Here is a 14,122-nt window from a genome sequence, read left to right as displayed (position 1 = left end):
GAGGGTCCGATGGCGCGCGAGAATGACTTCCAGCCCCGTCTGGGTCGTATCCGCTCGCCGCGCGCCCAGCGGCTCAAGCCCTTCGTCGCCCAGGCCCTCGCTTCGGCCCAGCGCGCCGGAGGTGGCGGGTTCCGATCGGGCCGCAGCGGCGGCGGTTCCCGTTCGTCCTTCGGGCGTGGCCGTGTCGCGGCAGCCAGGGCCAACCGCCTACTGACCAGCCGTGCCCGTCGCGTGACCGTTAAGGCCCGTGTCGTACGCCACAGTGGGCGCAAGGCGCCACTCGCCGCCCATCTTCGCTACCTGCGCCGGGACGGGGTGACGAAGGATGGCGAGAAGGCGCGGCTCTTCGGCCCCGGCATCGACGATGCCGACCCGAAGGCGTTCGCCGAACGCTGCGAGGACGACCGTCACCATTTCCGTTTCATCGTCTCGCCTGAAGATGCCCCCGATATGGCTGACCTCAAGGGTTACGCCCGCGAACTGGTCGGGCAGATGGAAAAAGACCTCGGCACGAAGCTGGACTGGGTGGGGGTGGACCACTGGAACACCCAGCACCCCCATGTCCACATTCTTGTGCGTGGCGTGGCCGAGGATGGTAGCGATCTCGTAATCTCCCGCGACTATATCAAGGAGGGCCTGCGTGCTCGCGCCCAGGATCTGGTGACGCAGGAACTCGGGCTGCGCAATGATGTTGAAATTCATCGTGCGCTGGAACGTCAGGTCGATGCCGAATACTGGACCCAGCTTGACCGGCAACTGACCCGTGATGCGGGCCGCAACGGCATCATCGACATGGCGCCAGCGCCGGATCGGCAGCCTGATCCGTTCGGGGCATTGAAGGTCGGACGTCTGCGTCGGCTGGAAGGGCTTGGTCTCGCCCATCAGGTCGGGCAGGGGCAATGGATGCTGGATGAGTCCGCCGAGGCGACGTTGCGCGAACTGGGCGAACGCGGCGACATCATCAAGCGCATCCACCGATCGCTGACCGAGCGCGGGATCGAGCGGAGCACGTCGAGTTATGTGCTGGCGGGCGAAAGCCTGGATGTTCCCGTCATCGGCAGGCTGGTTGATCGTGGTCTGGACGATGAACTGAAAGGCACGGCCTATGCGGTCATCGACGGCGTGGACGGGCGTACGCATCATATCCGCTTTCCCGATCTCGATGCGACGGGGGACAGTGTAATGGGTTCGGTGGTGGAACTGCGCGCCTTCGATGACAGGAAGGGGCAGCGTCGTGTTGCGCTGGCTGTTCGTTCTGACCTGTCGATCGAGGATCAGGTGATGGCGCGCGGGGCTACCTGGCTCGACCGGCAGGCAGTGGCGCGCGATCCTGTTGCATTGGGGCAGGCGGGCTTCGGTGCCGAAGTGCGCGAGGCGATGGAGCGGCGCACGGAGCAGTTGATCGAGCAGGGGCTTGCCGAGCGCCGCGCACAGGGATTGGTGTTGGCGCGCAACCTGATCGGGAAATTGCGGGATCGCGAGGTTCAGGAAGTCGGAGAGCGGCTGGCCACCGAGACGGGCCGGACGTTCAGCCAGTCGGCATCGGGAGATTACGTCACGGGTACCTATCGTCAGCGCATGGTGCTGGCCTCGGGTCGCTATGCGATGATCGATGACGGGCTTCAGTTCCAGCTCGTGCCGTGGACGCCATCGCTGGAGAAGCAGCGAGGCCAGCATGTGTCCGGGGTTACGCGCGGTGATGGCGGGATTGACTGGAGCTTTACCCGTAATCGGGGGCTTGGTTTATGAGTGGCGCGCAAGTTAGTCCGGTTGAGGTTCCCACGGATTGAGCAGGGGGACGCCGCATGGCAGGAAATCCACGATGTTGCGGGTCACGACCGTCTTGCCATGCACCAGCGCGGTCGCGGCGATGAGCGCATCACGCTCTGAGCGGGGGTTAGGCACATGCAATCGGGCGCAGCGCAGGGCCACCGATGCATCGACGGGTAAAATCCGCCCCTCGAACGCCGGAAGGACATACCGATCCAGCCACGTCCGCAGGATCATACCCGTCGTTTCGTCCCGCCGCTCCATACGCAGGATTCCGGTCTCCAGTTCCATGACGGTTATGGCGGAGAGGTACAGACTTTCCGCGTCGACACTATCGGCCCATTTCGCGACGTTCGGATCGGACTTTCCGGCGCGGACCTTTCTCAATTCTGAAACGACGTTCGTGTCCAGCAGGAACATCAAGAAAAATCGGCCGATCGAAGCGTGATATTCGCGCGGGGTGGGTCGAACTCGATATCTGCCAGTCCCGGCATCGCCAGCGCGTCCGCGATTTTTCGTGGGTGGTTCGTCAATCGCCGGTATTCCTCAATGCTGAGGAGGACGTGGGCAGTCCTGCCCCTGTCGGTGATGAACACCGGTCCATCGGCTGCCGCCTTTTTGGCTCGGCTGGTATCCTGGTTAAACTCGCGGCTTGAAAGTGTGGTGATGCTCATGTCATCGCCTCCCTGTCATAATGTAGTCACGTTACTACATTTGGGGCGGGGAGGCCAGTAAATTCAATGCTCGTCCGTTTGGGCCATGCATAGGTATCCTGCCATGCGGGCCGCCAGCCCGGCGCAGATGCTGGCAGAAAAGGGAAATATAGGTTAAATTTGTGGTCGCATTTTCTCTCGATTAAAAACAAAACGGAAAAGTAATTAACACTGTGAATGTGATGGAAAAAATACCTACCAGCATTATTGGGTTGTTAAGTCAGATTTTCCCTGATCGTTATACTCAGGCTGAAATAGATGCGTTGTTTCTATTCTCGGGTGCTCCAGAGCCAATCCCAGACGGAAGCAAGGCGACGAAAGTTCAGGCATGGCTGAGACAGATTAATTCAAGGTGCAATGAACCGCTGAAAATTCTCGGCTCCATATTAGATGATTTTTTGGAAAAACAGTCACCTGGGAATACGTTCTGGCTGAATTCCACTGATGACCATGTTGCGAAGCTGGCGGCAGAAAAAGATCGTATCCGCGAGACCCTGACACGCGAAGGGCTGACATATGTTCGGGGTGGCAATATCGTTAAAGGAGGTGCCGTATCGACCCTATCGCTTGATGAGAGCGTCAAGAAATATGGACTCAAATCTGTTGATATCGAGATTCAGAGGGCACTTTCGCAGATCGAACAAGATCCGCATGCTGCAGCCCAATATGCCGGGAATGTTCTTGAGGCTGTGCTTAAGGCGTATCTTGATCACAAACGAAAGGCCTATAATACAACTGATACGCTTGCAGAACTCTGGAAATCGGCAGCAGACGTGATCGGGCTGAGGCCAGCCGATTGGGATAATAAAGACCTCAAGAGGATTGCATCAGGTTTGTACGGTATCGTTGATGGCATTGCACATCTGCGTAATGCCAAAAGCAGTGCGCATGGGAGATCGGAAGAACAGTTTCAGAACATTACAATCAAGCCGCGTCATGCAAGGCTTGCAATACATTCGGCACATACGGTGTGCGCATACGTCTTGGAGCTTTTTGAGTAATCCCAAGGATCACACGAATTTTGTGTCGAGTAAGGAAAAACGGTCTTCCTGTATATGCTATGTGGTCGGAATAATAGCGAAACACGGTGACGGGTTAAAGGTTGAAGAACTTGTTGCTCAGAAAGCCCAGTTGTTCATGCAATTCTTTCATTGCGTCGATCACGCCGTCAAGTATCTGCTGATCTTCTTCGACGTTTCCGCTAGTAACTGCCGTCTTGGCATCCTGTTGTGCATGAGACGCTGGGGTATGAATAACTTGCCTTGCCAAGTCTCGACTCCTTAATGCAGATCGTGCGCGTATTCTGAGAGAATTCGAGAGCCTGCCGCACCCTGCAAGTATTTTTTCGCTCCTGAACGACCGGGCACGATCGGGGCAACAAGCTGCTTGCTTCCGATAAAATGACGGCTGTCCGCTGTTTCTCCTATGGATCGGAGAGCGCAGATGGAACAGCCCGGAACACGTATTCAATGGGGACAGGTCGCGGTGGTCCTGTCCATGATCGTCCTGTCCTGGTGGACTGCAACCGAATGGACAGCATGGGAACTGGCCTTTCAACCTGAACTCGGGCGGCCCTGGTTCGTGCTGTTTCACCGTTGGCCGGTCTATGCCCCACCGCTGTTCTTCTGGTGGTGGTATGTCTTCGATGCCTATGCCCCGGCTGTGTTCGCACGCGGCGCCTGGATCGCTGGATCTGGCGGCGTGCTGGCCTTTGCCGCTGCCGTCGCATTGTCTGTCCATCGCGCCCGCGAGGCAAAGAAGATCGAGACCTACGGATCGGCGCGCTGGGCAGGGTCGGATGAAATCGCCCAGGCCGGGCTGCTTGACCCGGATGGGGTGGTGCTTGGCCGGTACGGCAAGGCCTACCTGCGGCATGACGGGCCGGAGCATGTCCTGACCTTCGCACCGACCCGCAGCGGCAAGGGTGTCGGCATGGTCATTCCTACGCTTCTGACCTGGCCGGGTTCCGCCATCGTCCACGACATCAAGGGCGAGAACTGGGAACTGACGGCGGGATTCCGTGCCCGTTTCGGTCGCGTCGTGCTGTTCGACCCCACCAATGCGGCCTCCGCTGCCTACAACCCGTTACTGGAAATCCGGCGTGGGGAGCGGGAAGTCCGCGATGCCCAGAACGTCGCCGATATCCTCGTGGACCCGGAAGGCAGTCTGGAGAAGCGCAACCACTGGGAGAAGACTTCGCACTCCCTGCTGGTCGGCGCCATCCTGCATGTGCTCTACGCCGAGCCCGACAAGACGCTGGCCGGTGTCGCCAGTTTTCTGTCGGACCCGAAACGCCCGATCGCCACAACGCTGTCAGCGATGATGCGGACAAACCATCTCGGGAAGAAAGGACCGCACCCCGTCGTTGCCTCGGCTGCGCGCGAATTGCTGAACAAGTCTCCCAACGAGCGGTCAGGCGTGCTGTCCACCGCCATGTCCTTTCTCGGCCTCTATCGCGATCCCGTGGTTGCGGAGGTGACGCGGCGCTGCGAATGGCGGATATCCGACATAGTTGATGGTGATCGCCCGGTGACGCTCTATCTGACCGTGCCGCCATCGGACATCAGCCGCACCAAGCCACTGATCCGTCTGGTGCTGAACCAGATCGGCCGGCGCCTGACGGAAGACCTTGATGCCGCGGCGCGGCGGCGACGTGTGCTGCTGATGCTCGACGAATTCCCGGCCCTCGGGCGGCTGGATTTCTTTGAATCGGCGCTGGCCTTCATGGCGGGCTACCGGATCAAGAGCTTCCTGATCGCCCAGTCCCTCAACCAGATCGAGCGGGCCTACGGGCCGAACAATTCGATCCTCGACAACTGTCATGTCCGGGTGAGCTTCGCCACCAACGACGAACGGACGGCAAAACGTGTCTCCGACGCGCTCGGGACCGCCACCGAGATGAAGGCGATGAAGAACTACGCGGGCCACCGTCTTTCGCCCTGGCTGGGCCATCTGATGGTTTCGCGCTCGGAGACGGCACGCCCGCTGCTGACGGCGGGAGAAGTCATGCAGCTCCCGCCAGCGGATGAGATCGTCATGGCCTCCGGCCTCTATCCGATCCGTGCGAAGAAGGCCCGTTACTTCGAGGATGCGCGCTTCCAGGAACGCATTCTGCCGCCGCCAAAGCCTACGCCCCCGAAGGATGGGTGCCCGGACGACTGGAGTAGCCGTCCCCTGCCGCCCAGGCCGCCGGCACCCGATGCGGCGGCCGAAACGCGGACAGGGGACGATGAGGAAGAAGACCCGAAGCAGTCCGCCCGACGCCATCAGCCCGAACTGGACGAAGGCACTGTCGAGAAAAAGGAGCCGTTGGAGAACGAGTTCACGCCCGATCCGGTCGATGAGTTCGACGACATCGCGCCCCGCAACAACCGGATGAACGATCTCAGGCGCGGCATCGCCCGGCAGGCGTCGCTCGACCGTGGCGATGAGCTTGGACTGTGAGGCAGACATGGCGATACCGAAAAAGAAGGCCCAGATCTCCGTCTATCTCGATCCCGATGTGATGAAGACCCTGTCTGCCTATGCCGCGCGACGCGCGCAGCCGATGTCGCTGATCGTCGAGGCCGCCGTTGCTTCCTTCCTCTCGCCCGACGGGGAAGAGCGCCGCGAGGCTGCTACATCGAAGCGCCTCGACCGGCAGGACCGACGTCTCGCGCGGCTGGAGCGCGATATCGGCATCACGGTGGAGACACTAGCGCTGTTCATCCGTTTCTGGCTGACCACGACCCCGCCGCTGCCCGAACCGGCCGCGAAGGCGGCGCGCGCGCAGGCCGGGGTGCGCTACGATAATTTTGTCGCCGCCCTCGGCCGTAGGCTGGCCCAGGGGCCAAGACTCCAGCAGGAAATCCCGGAGGATGTTTTGGACCCCGGCGCACGGGATGAACCGGAGGCGTAAAATCCGCACCCCGCAAGTATTTTTGCCCTGTGTTTCGCCGCCGTTCTACGACCTCTGAATTCTTGTTGAAACGCGCTGTTTCCAGCCTTTCTTAATGATCCCCGTCGCTGTTCGTCCGTCGCGTGCGGCCCATACGGGGGAAGGTCATGTCGGTTTCCGTCATCCATGAAGGGGCCAGAGTGCGCGGCGTGTCCATGCTGCGCACAGCGATGGGGCCGGCGATTGCCCGGCACCTTGCCGATCCCTCTGTGGTCGAGGTCATGCTTAATCCCGATGGGCGGCTGTGGATCGATCGGCTGTCAGAGGGCATGGCCAACACGGGCGAAACCATCACACCTGCCGACGCCGAGCGCATCGTGCGTCTGGTTGCACACCACGTCGGGGCTGAGGTGCATGAGGGTGCGCCCCGTGTCTCGGCCGAGTTGCCAACCGGCGAACGGTTCGAGGGATTGCTGCCGCCCGTGGTGACGGCCCCCAGTTTCGCGATCCGCAAGCCCGCCGTCGCGGTGTTCACCCTCGATGACTATGTCGCCGCCGGGATCATGACAGAAGGGCTGGCGGTGTCTCTGCGCCGCGCTGTTTCGGAACGGAAGAACATCCTGGTCGCAGGCGGCACATCCACGGGCAAGACCACGCTGGTCAACGCCCTGCTGGCCGAGGTCGCGAAAACCGGCGATCGCGTCGTCCTGATCGAGGACACGCGCGAGTTGCAATGCATGGCGCCCAATCTCATCGCCCTGCGGACCCGTGAAGGCGTGATTACCCTTTCGGACCTTGTCCGGTCCGGTCTACGTCTGCGTCCTGACCGTATTCCCATCGGTGAGGTGCGCGGGGCCGAAGCCCTCGATCTGGTCAAGGCATGGGGCACCGGCCATCCGGGTGGCATCGGCACCCTGCACGCCGGATCGGTGCTGGCTGCTCTGTATCGGCTGGAACAACTCATCCAGGAGGCGGTGGTCACGGTGCCGCGCGCCATGATCGCCGAAACCATCGATGTGATCGCGGTCCTGTCCGGGCGCGGCAATTCCCGCCGCCTGTCCGAACTGGCGGAAATTGACGGTCTCGATCCCACGACCGGAACCTATCGCATCCGTCCGGTCAGCCTCTCTTCTCCCGAAACACCATTCTCTGCCAATGGAGAATCATCATGATGCCGCCTTCACGTCTGCGCGCCGTGGTGCGCGCTGTCGCACGTCCTGACCGGCATGTGCCGGATCTGCGTGTGTTTGGAACCTCCATGCTGCTGTCGCTTGCTTTCGCGTCATCGGCATGGGCGTCAGGATCCAGCATGCCGTGGGAAACGCCCCTGAACGAGATTCTGGAATCCGTGCAGGGACCGGTGGCGAAAATCATCTCGGTGATCATCATCACGGTCACGGGTCTGACCCTGGCCTTCGGGGAAACATCCGGCGGGTTCCGCCGCCTGATCCAGATTGTCTTTGGACTAAGCATCGCTTTTGCAGCGTCCAGCTTCTTCCTGTCGTTCTTCTCCTTCTCGGGCGGAGCGCTAATCTGATGGCGGGATATGACGATGACGCGGTGCCGGGCTTCCATGTCCCGGTGCATCGCTCGCTGACCGACCCGATCCTGCTGGGTGGCGCGCCCCGTGCTGTCGCCATCGCTAATGGCACGCTGGCGGCTGCGATCGCCCTTGGCCTGCGGCTGTGGCTGATCGGGGCCGCATTCTGGATCGTGGGTCATGGGCTCGCGGTCTGGGGTGCCAGGCGCGATCCTTTCTTCATCGAGGTGGGGCGGCGGCATCTGCGCTATCCCGCCTGGTTGCGGGTCTAAGGAGGGCAGGGCGATGATGTCGCTTGGCGAATATCGCAGTCGTGCCGCCCTCCTGTCTGATTTCCTGCCCTGGGCCGCGCTCGTTGAGAAAGGTGTAGTGCTGAACAAGGACGGCAGTTTCCAGCGCACGGCAAAAATTCGTGGCCCTGATCTGGACAGTGCGACACCAGCGGAACTGGTCGGTGTGACCGGTAGGTTGAACAATGCCCTGCGTCGCCTTGGCTCCGGCTGGGCGGTGTTCGTGGAGGCGCAGCGCGTTCCCGCCACGCTTTATCCCGACAGCGATTTTCCCGATGCGGCTAGTCAGATGGTCGATCTGGAGCGCCGGGAGCAGTTCGAGGACGACGGCGCGCATTTCGAGAGCCGGTATTTCCTGACCCTGGTCTGGCTGCCACCGGCGGAATCATCGGGCCGAGCCGAGCATTTTCTCTATGAAGGCAGGGAACGGGACGGCCCCGATCCGCACGGCATATTGAATTCCTTCATTGATCGTAGTGATCGTCTTCTCGCTTTACTCGATGGTTTCATGCCCGAAGCAACGTGGCTGGATGACGGCGAAACCCTGACCTATTTGCATTCGACCATTTCAACCCGGAACCAGCGCGTCAGAGTGTCGGAAATTCCGATGCATCTTGATGCGCTCCTGGTGGACCAGCCGCTGGCGGGTGGTCTGGAGCCGAAACTCGGCGATGCTTTCCTCAAGACGCTGACGATCACCGGTTTCCCCAGCCGCACCTTTCCCGGAATTCTGGACGATCTGAACCGGCTGGCGATGCCGTATCGCTGGTCTACCCGTGCCATCCTGCTCGACAAGACCGACGCCACCAAGGTTCTGACGAAGATCCGGCGGCAATGGTTTGCAAAGCGCAAGAGCATTGCAGCCATCGTCCGGGAGGTGATGACCAATGAGGCTTCGGTCCTCGTGGACAACGACGCCGCCAACAAGGCGGCCGACGCCGATCTGGCTTTGCAGTCCCTTGGTGCTGACGATGTCGGGCAGGCCTATATCACCGCGACCGTCACGGTCTGGGATGGGTCAGCCTCCATCGCGGACGAAAAGCTTCGTCTGGTCGAAAAGATCATTCAGGGCCGCGACTTCACCTGCATGGTGGAAAGCCTGAACGCGGTGGAAGCGTGGCTGGGGAGTCTGCCCGGCCATGTCTACGCCAATGTGCGTCAGCCCCCGGTCTCGACCCTGAATCTGGCGCATATGATTCCGCTCTCTGCCGTGTGGGCCGGGCCGGAGCAGGACGGGCATTTCAGGGCAGCCCCTCTGTTCTACGGCAGGACGGCGGGTGCCACACCGTTCCGGTTCAGCCTTCACGTCGGCGATGTGGGGCATATGCTGATCGCGGGACCGACAGGCGCGGGCAAATCTGTCCTGCTGGCGTTGATGGCGTTGCAGTTCCGTCGCTATGCGGGATCGCAGATTTTCGCCTTCGATTTTGGCGGGTCGATGCGGGCGGCAACGCTGGCGATGGGCGGTGACTGGCACGATCTCGGCGGTGGGCTGACAGACGCTGATCTGTCGGGAGAACAGGGTGGCAGTGTCTCGCTCCAGCCTCTGGCGCGAATTGATGATCCCGACGAACGGAAATGGGCCAGCGAATGGCTCGGCCAGATCCTTGTCGGTGAAGGGGTAACGCTGACCCCGGAGGTGAAGTCTCACCTTTGGTCGGCCCTGAATTCCCTAGCGTCTTCGCCCGATTATGAACGCACGATCTCAGGTCTGGTCGCACTCCTCCAGTCCAACGCTCTGAAGCAGGCCCTGACGCCATACTGCCTGGGTGGCCCTTATGGTCGCCTGCTCGACGCGGATGTCGAGCGTCTGGGCGATGCCGATGTGGTGGTGTTCGAGACGGAGGGGCTGATCGGTTCTGGCGCAGCCTCTTCCGTGCTGTCCTATCTGTTCCATCGCATTGAGGGCCATCTGGATGGCCGGCCGACCCTGCTGGTGATCGACGAGGGCTGGCTGGTGCTGGATGACGGCGATTTTGCCGGCCAGCTCCGGGAATGGCTGAAAACGCTGCGCAAGAAGAACGCCAGCGTCATCTTCGCCACGCAGTCCCTGTCGGATATTGCCAATTCCCGCATTGCCCCGGCGGTGGTGGAAAGCTGTCCGACGCGCATTTTCCTGCCCAATGAGCGGGCGATCGAGCCGCAGATCATGGCGCTTTATCGGGACTTCGGCCTGAACGACCGGCAGATTGCCATCATCGCCCGTGCGGCCTCGAAGCGGGAGTATTACTGCCAGACGCAACGGGGCAACCGGTTGTTTGAACTTGGGCTTGGTCCTGTTGCCCTGGCGCTGTGCGCGGCCTCCGGCAAGGACGATCACCGGCAGATCGACAGTGTGCTGGCGGAACACGGACGTGGTGGCTTTCTGTCTGCCTGGTTCGACGTGCGTGGCGTGTCATGGGCTGCGGACCTTCTGCGGGAAGGGGACGTGTCATGAGGCAGGTGATCTTTTTCTGCGGTGCAGCGGCCCTGTTGTCGATTGGCGTGCCGGAGGCCCGGGCACAATGGGCTGTGTATGATGGAGCCAACCATGTCCAGAATGTTCTCATCGCGGCACGGACCCTCCAGCAGATCGATAATCAGATCACCTCGCTGGCCAACCAGGCACAGATGCTGGTCAATCAGGGACGTAATCTGGCGAGCCTGCCGCTTTCGACATTGTCATCGTTGCAATCAACGATTTCCCAGACCACGGCACTGCTCGCGCAGGCGCAGAACATTGCCTACAGCGTCCAGTCCGTCGAGCAGCAATATCAGCAGTCCTATACGTCGGTCTCATCGGGCATGTCCGACAGCGCCCTGTTCAGCCAGGCGCAGACAAGGTGGCAGAATTCCGTAGGCGGCTTTGAAGATGCTCTGAAACTGCAGGCGCGTGTTGTGGGGAATATTCCTTCCGACAGCAGTGCCATGACCCAACTTGTTTCGGCCAGCCAGGATTCCACAGGTGCCCTGCAGGCGGCGCAGGCCGGCAATCAGCTTCTAGCACTTCAGTCGCGCCAGTTGTCCGACATCCTGGCCGAACTCGCCGCCAACGGGCGTGCCACGGCGCTGGAGCGGGCGCGAAATGCTGCCACCGAAGCCGAGAGCGAAGCTCAGTATCAGCATTTTTCCCAATATAATGCCTATAGCCCGACTTCGGTCTCCATGTTCGGCAGCAGCGGGAACTGACCGCCATGGCGATGGGCAATGTGGGCGTTATCGACACCTTCCTGAATACCTTCACCACCACCATCGACAGCGGCTTCGGTCTGGTGAAGGGGAATGTGATTTCGCTGGCAGGTACGCTGTCGGTGCTGGATATGGTACTGGCTGGCCTGTTCTGGGCCTGGGCTGCGGATGAGGACATCATCCAGCGGCTGGTGAAGAAGACGCTGTATATCGGCTTCTTTTCCTTTCTGATCAGCAATTTTTCCAGTCTGTCGAAGACCGTCTTTGACAGTTTTGCGGCCCTCGGCCTGAAGGTCGGAGGTGGGAGTCTGGCACTCGGAGACTTCCTGCGGCCCGGCCGACTGGCATCCACGGGCTTCGATGCGGCGCAGCCGCTCCTGGACTCTGTCCACAATCTGCTTGGTCCTGTCGCCTTCTTTACGAACTTCATCCAGATCTTCGTGCTCTGCCTGTCCTGGCTGATCGTGCTGGCGGCGTTCTTCATTCTGGCCGTGCAGCTTTTCGTGGCGCTGATCGAGTTCAAGCTGACCACGCTGGCGGGTTTCATTCTGATCCCGTTCGCCCTGTTCAATCGCACGGCTTTCCTTGCCGAGAAGGTGCTGGGCAATGTCGTCTCCTCGGGCGTGAAGATCATGGTGCTGGCGGTCATTTCCGCCATTGCGTCCGTTCTGTTCGCCCAGTTCACGACGTCCTATGGCAGTGACGTTCCCACGATCGGGCAGTCCGTCTCGGTGGTGCTGGCCTCGCTTGCAATTGTCGGCCTGTCCATTTTTGGCGGCAGCATCGCCAATGGCCTGATCTCCGGTGCGCCCCAGCTTGGGGCTGGCGCGGCCGTCGGCACGGGCATGGCGGTGGGTGCCATGGGCGCTGCTGCTGCGGCCGGTGTCGGGGCTGTCGCATCCGGTGGTGCCGCAGCCCTCGGCGCCACGGCTGCCGCCGCGCGGGGCGGGGCCGCGATCGCCGGGGCCGCCACCTCCGCCTATTCGGCTGGTGCTGCTGGCGCATCAGGTGGTGCGGGCAGCATGGCCGCCGGGATCGGAGGTATGGGCCGGGCCGTCGGCGGGAACGTCGCGAATGCCGTCAAAGGGGCGGCCTCACGTGCCGGTTCATCGCTCAAGGAAAGCTATGCCGCCGGTGGACGCTGGGCCGCGCGCGGGATGGGGGAGGGAGGCGAAGGCGGCGAAGGCGGAGCCGGGGATAGTGGACCGGCACCTTCTGGAGGCGGTGGCCCGGCTGGAGGAGGTGATGGCGGTGGAAACGGCGGTCCTTCTGGTGGCGGTTCCGGCGAACCGCCCCGCTGGGCGCAAAAGATGAAGCGCCGCAATGCCGCAGCCCATGCCGCCGAGGCGGCGCATGTCATCCGCTCCGCCGATGGCGGGGGCGGAAGTTCCAGCATTGATCTTTCGGAAAAGGAATGAGGACGATGTTCCGTCGCTCCACCACACGCTACGGGACCACACCCGAGCCTGTCACCCCGTACCAGAAAGCCGCGCAGGCGTGGGATGAACGGATCGGTTCCGCCCGCATCCAGGCCCGTAACTGGCGGCTGATGGCGTTCGGCTCCCTGTTTCTGTCCGCGGGCCTTGGCGTAGGGCTGGTCTGGCAATCCGCGCGCGGCACCATCACGCCGTGGGTCGTGCAGGTGGACCGGCTGGGGCAGGCGCAGGTCGTGGCCCCCGCAACAGCGGGCTATATGCCCGCTGATCCGCAGATCGCCTGGTATCTGGCGCAGTTCGTTCACGACGTGCGCGCCCTGTCGTCGGACCCCGTTGTGGTCCGGCAGAACTGGCTGCGGTCCTATGATTTCACCACCACGTCAGGCGCGCAGACGCTCAACGATTATGCCCGTCTGAATGATCCGTTCTCGCGCATCGGGCATGAGCAGATCGAGGTGGACATCGCCTCGGTGATCCGGGCCTCGCCCGGCAGCTTCCGGGTCGCCTGGACCGAGCGTCATTACCGCGACGGCGCTTTCACCGGCACCGAGCGCTGGACCGCCATTGTGTCGGTCGTTCTGCGTACACCCCGCGACGCGGATCACCTTCGGAAAAACCCTCTGGGCATCTACGTCTCTGCCATCAACTGGTCGAAGGAGCTGAGCCAATGATCCGTCGTGCTCTTCGTGTCCTGCCGCTGCTGATCCTGCCCCTGGCCGGCTGCGCGCAGCATTACCATCCGCCGGTCATCCGCTATGATGACGCTGTTCAGGCGACACGTCTGCCGGATCCGCCGAAACCGGTACAGGTCGTCGAAGTCCCGCAGCCACTTCCCCTGCCGGGGCAGCTCAAGCCGCTGCCGTCGCGACGCACGGCCCATCCGGCCCCCGAGGCTGCCGACCCGACAGCGCGTGTGACACAGGCCAATCTGGCAGCGCGCATCCAGCCCACGCGAGCCGGGTTCATCAACGCGGTGCAGGTCTATTCTTATTCTCCGGGTGCCCTCTATCAGGTCTATGCATCGCCCGGCGAAATCACCGACATCATGCTCCAGCCAGGCGAGAAGCTGGTCGGCACCGGACCCGTGGCGGCAGGTGACACCGTACGTTGGATCATCGGTGATACCGAAAGCGGGGCAGGGGCGACGAAGCGTATCCATATCCTGGTCAAGCCGACCCGGCCGGACCTGACCACCAACCTGATCGTTAACACCGACCGGCGGACCTATCGTAATCATCCGGCGAGAGACGCGGGCGTATTCAGGCGGCGATGGTATTGTGGACCTGCTGGTGGGCTTTCCAGTGCCAGGGCAGGAGTTCATGGAGGCG

At 61.8% G+C, this 14,122-nt stretch carries 15 protein-coding genes; 12 read left to right on the top strand and 3 right to left on the bottom strand.

What is annotated here, in order from left to right; translation table 11 throughout:
- Positions 1-9 precede the first annotated feature (9 nt).
- Positions 10-1,749 (top strand): relaxase/mobilization nuclease domain-containing protein, encoded by a 1,740-nt coding sequence (locus CDI09_RS13125; RefSeq protein ID WP_078527171.1) that lies wholly within the window; start codon positions 10-12, stop codon positions 1,747-1,749.
- 12 nt (positions 1,750-1,761) lie between these two features.
- Here the strand turns inward: CDI09_RS13125 and CDI09_RS13120 are convergent, their stop codons facing one another.
- Together CDI09_RS13120 and CDI09_RS13115 are read right to left on the bottom strand one after the other, a co-directional pair.
- The gene (locus CDI09_RS13120) at positions 1,762-2,190 is read right to left on the bottom strand and encodes a type II toxin-antitoxin system VapC family toxin (RefSeq protein ID WP_078527173.1); all 429 of its coding nucleotides are present in this window, start codon (positions 2,188-2,190) and stop codon (positions 1,762-1,764) included.
- A complete protein-coding gene (locus tag CDI09_RS13115; RefSeq protein ID WP_078527175.1) occupies positions 2,190-2,444 on the bottom strand; it encodes a type II toxin-antitoxin system Phd/YefM family antitoxin in 255 nt (84 codons plus the stop codon). Before CDI09_RS13115 ends, CDI09_RS13120 begins: the two co-directional genes overlap by 1 nt.
- Positions 2,445-2,665: 221 nt before the next feature.
- Here CDI09_RS13115 and CDI09_RS13110 point away from each other — a divergent pair, with 221 nt between their 5' ends.
- On the top strand, positions 2,666-3,484 hold the full coding sequence (locus CDI09_RS13110) for an abortive infection family protein (protein WP_078527177.1): 819 nt from the start codon (positions 2,666-2,668) through the stop codon (positions 3,482-3,484).
- A 94-nt stretch (positions 3,485-3,578) separates the two neighbouring features.
- Here CDI09_RS13110 and CDI09_RS18240 read toward each other — a convergent pair whose 3' ends face one another.
- The gene (locus CDI09_RS18240; protein WP_165399215.1) at positions 3,579-3,752 is read right to left on the bottom strand and encodes a hypothetical protein; all 174 of its coding nucleotides are present in this window, start codon (positions 3,750-3,752) and stop codon (positions 3,579-3,581) included.
- 174 nt (positions 3,753-3,926) lie between these two features.
- Between CDI09_RS18240 and CDI09_RS13105 the strand changes: the two genes are divergently transcribed.
- The 10 genes from CDI09_RS13105 to CDI09_RS13060 all read left to right on the top strand — a co-directional run.
- On the top strand, positions 3,927-5,927 hold the full coding sequence (locus tag CDI09_RS13105; RefSeq protein WP_078527179.1) for a conjugal transfer protein TraG: 2,001 nt from the start codon (positions 3,927-3,929) through the stop codon (positions 5,925-5,927).
- Positions 5,928-5,934: 7 nt separating this feature from the next.
- Positions 5,935-6,381: a hypothetical protein gene (locus CDI09_RS13100; RefSeq protein WP_023979799.1), complete on the top strand. Its 447-nt coding sequence runs from the start codon at positions 5,935-5,937 to the stop codon at positions 6,379-6,381.
- A gap of 194 nt (positions 6,382-6,575) precedes the next feature.
- Positions 6,576-7,532, top strand: coding sequence for a P-type conjugative transfer ATPase TrbB (gene trbB, locus CDI09_RS13095; RefSeq protein WP_078528175.1), 957 nt, complete (start codon positions 6,576-6,578; stop codon positions 7,530-7,532).
- Positions 7,529-7,897: a TrbC/VirB2 family protein gene (locus CDI09_RS13090; RefSeq protein WP_078527181.1), complete on the top strand. Its 369-nt coding sequence runs from the start codon at positions 7,529-7,531 to the stop codon at positions 7,895-7,897. The genes trbB and CDI09_RS13090 overlap by 4 nt, the downstream gene beginning before the upstream one ends.
- Positions 7,897-8,172 carry a VirB3 family type IV secretion system protein gene (locus tag CDI09_RS13085; protein ID WP_078527183.1) on the top strand — a complete coding sequence of 92 codons (276 nt, stop codon included), beginning with the start codon at positions 7,897-7,899 and terminating at the stop codon, positions 8,170-8,172. The genes CDI09_RS13090 and CDI09_RS13085 overlap by 1 nt, the downstream gene beginning before the upstream one ends.
- 13 nt (positions 8,173-8,185) lie before the next feature.
- Complete coding sequence (gene trbE, locus CDI09_RS13080) at positions 8,186-10,627, top strand: conjugal transfer protein TrbE (RefSeq protein WP_078527185.1); 2,442 nt, start codon at positions 8,186-8,188, stop codon at positions 10,625-10,627.
- The gene (gene trbJ / locus CDI09_RS13075) at positions 10,624-11,358 is read left to right on the top strand and encodes a P-type conjugative transfer protein TrbJ (RefSeq protein WP_078527187.1); all 735 of its coding nucleotides are present in this window, start codon (positions 10,624-10,626) and stop codon (positions 11,356-11,358) included. Before trbE ends, trbJ begins: the two co-directional genes overlap by 4 nt.
- A 5-nt stretch (positions 11,359-11,363) precedes the next feature.
- Positions 11,364-12,776: a P-type conjugative transfer protein TrbL gene (gene trbL, locus CDI09_RS13070; RefSeq protein WP_078527189.1), complete on the top strand. Its 1,413-nt coding sequence runs from the start codon at positions 11,364-11,366 to the stop codon at positions 12,774-12,776.
- Positions 12,777-12,781: 5 nt separating this feature from the next.
- Positions 12,782-13,465, top strand: a complete 684-nt coding sequence (trbF, locus tag CDI09_RS13065; protein ID WP_078527191.1) for a conjugal transfer protein TrbF — start codon at positions 12,782-12,784, stop codon at positions 13,463-13,465.
- Positions 13,462-14,122: TrbG/VirB9 family P-type conjugative transfer protein (locus CDI09_RS13060; RefSeq protein WP_249034029.1), on the top strand; the 661-nt coding region annotated here is incomplete at its 3' end. The genes trbF and CDI09_RS13060, both read left to right, overlap by 4 nt.

It is taken from the genome of Komagataeibacter nataicola (assembly GCF_003207795.1).
GTDB classification, from domain to species: Bacteria; Pseudomonadota; Alphaproteobacteria; order Acetobacterales; family Acetobacteraceae; genus Komagataeibacter; species Komagataeibacter nataicola.
This window is presented reverse-complemented; position numbering and strand designations above follow the sequence as displayed.

Coding starts and splice junctions, on each gene's coding strand:
- CDI09_RS13125 (WP_078527171.1), top strand. CDS start 10: ATGGCGCGCGAGAATGACTTCCAGCCCCGTCTGGGTCGTATCCGCTCG.
- trbL (WP_078527189.1), top strand. CDS start 11,364: ATGGCGATGGGCAATGTGGGCGTTATCGACACCTTCCTGAATACCTTC.
- CDI09_RS13090 (WP_078527181.1), top strand. CDS start 7,529: ATGATGCCGCCTTCACGTCTGCGCGCCGTGGTGCGCGCTGTCGCACGT.
- CDI09_RS13085 (WP_078527183.1), top strand. CDS start 7,897: ATGGCGGGATATGACGATGACGCGGTGCCGGGCTTCCATGTCCCGGTG.
- trbJ (WP_078527187.1), top strand. CDS start 10,624: ATGAGGCAGGTGATCTTTTTCTGCGGTGCAGCGGCCCTGTTGTCGATT.
- CDI09_RS13105 (WP_078527179.1), top strand. CDS start 3,927: ATGGAACAGCCCGGAACACGTATTCAATGGGGACAGGTCGCGGTGGTC.
- CDI09_RS13100 (WP_023979799.1), top strand. CDS start 5,935: ATGGCGATACCGAAAAAGAAGGCCCAGATCTCCGTCTATCTCGATCCC.
- trbF (WP_078527191.1), top strand. CDS start 12,782: ATGTTCCGTCGCTCCACCACACGCTACGGGACCACACCCGAGCCTGTC.
- trbB (WP_078528175.1), top strand. CDS start 6,576: ATGCTGCGCACAGCGATGGGGCCGGCGATTGCCCGGCACCTTGCCGAT.
- CDI09_RS13110 (WP_078527177.1), top strand. CDS start 2,666: ATGGAAAAAATACCTACCAGCATTATTGGGTTGTTAAGTCAGATTTTC.
- CDI09_RS13120 (WP_078527173.1), bottom strand. CDS start 2,190: ATGTTCCTGCTGGACACGAACGTCGTTTCAGAATTGAGAAAGGTCCGC.
- trbE (WP_078527185.1), top strand. CDS start 8,186: ATGATGTCGCTTGGCGAATATCGCAGTCGTGCCGCCCTCCTGTCTGAT.
- CDI09_RS13115 (WP_078527175.1), bottom strand. CDS start 2,444: ATGAGCATCACCACACTTTCAAGCCGCGAGTTTAACCAGGATACCAGC.